Here is a 1402-nt window from a genome sequence, read left to right as displayed (position 1 = left end):
CGTTTTCAGCTTTATTTAGCTTGCCATCTTTTGGATTGATATCTTCAACAAATGTGATTGTTGGCTCTGATGGAGCTGTATGGTCGTTTGGATGTTCTATATTGCCAGCTTCAACTCTATCTGTACCTACGTTACCAGCTTTGTCTATTGCTTGAACAAATACTGGAGTACCTGGCTGAATGGCTTTATCTAGTTGAATTACGAAGTCACCTACTTTATTAGCGTGACCTTTTCCTATAATGTTGTTGTTTTCATCTCTAAATAATATCTCAGCATTTGGCTCATCTGTATGACCTGTTCCCATAGTTAGCTCTGCTGTATCATCAGCTTTGCTATTAGTATCGATTGGAGTGATTTTAACATTGTCAAGTTTTGGAGCGATTGAGTCTAGATCGATTGTAGCTTCATTGCTTGGTGCGCTCTTACCAAATTTATTCTCAGCAGTTGCTGTAAATTTATGCTCGCCATCTTTTGTAAGAGCTGTGGTTGTAACTTCCCATGAACCATCAGATTTAGCTGTTGTCTCACCTACCTTGTTGCCATTGTCGTAAATTTCTACTTTTGATCCAGCTTTTGCAGTACCTTTGATAGTTGGAGTACTATCATTTGTTAGATGACCTTTTACATCAAGAACATTGCCTACTTTAGTATCTTCTTCATAACCCTTAACGTTATCAATTACTTCATTGATAACTGGAGCTTCTGGAAGATCTTTATGAATGATATCCATATCGCCAGCAGTTTCTGTATCTTTACCTTTGTTACCAGCTTTGTCAGTTACTTCTACAGTTACTTTATCACCTGGTTTGATTGGATCAGTAGTGATTTCGAAATTTCCTTTGTCATCAGTTGTGCCAGTACCTATTGTTTTACCATTTTCATCAGTAACAACTACTGGAGCATTTGGCTCATCTGATTTACCTTTTACGATACCTTTATCTGGAGTACCATCTGATGGGTTAGTCTCATCTACTGGAGTTACAGTATCGATATCTACTTTTGGAGCTGTATGATCATTTGGATGAGCTAAATTGCCAGCTTTAAATTCGCTTTCACTAGTATTGCCAGCTTTATCAGTTACTTCAAAGACCAATTTATCGCCAGGATTAACAGGTTTAGCATCTATAACAAAGCCGCCTTTATCATTTGCGTCGGCTTTACCCAAGAAATTTCCATCTTTATCTTTAGCTATGATAGTAGCATGAGGAGTATCTGTAACACCTACTATAAGAGTTGCTTCTGCTGTATCATCGGCTTTAGCAGCAGTATCGATCGGAGTTATTGTAACCTCTTTGATAACTGGAGCTATTGTATCAAGATCAATTGTAACTTCATTGCTTGATACGCTAGTACCAAATTCGTTCTTAGCTATAGCTGTAAATTTATGCTCGCCTTGTTTAGT

Annotated in this window: 1 protein-coding gene; it reads right to left on the bottom strand. The window is 37.7% G+C overall.

The window, feature by feature from the left end; all coding sequences use genetic code 11:
• On the bottom strand, nucleotides 1-1402 hold a 1402-nt coding region (locus B9N65_RS10755), incomplete at both ends, for an Ig-like domain-containing protein (RefSeq protein ID WP_219336888.1).

This window comes from Campylobacter concisus, assembly GCF_002165815.1.
GTDB classification, from domain to species: domain Bacteria; phylum Campylobacterota; class Campylobacteria; order Campylobacterales; family Campylobacteraceae; genus Campylobacter_A; species Campylobacter_A concisus_BH.
This window is presented reverse-complemented; position numbering and strand designations above follow the sequence as displayed.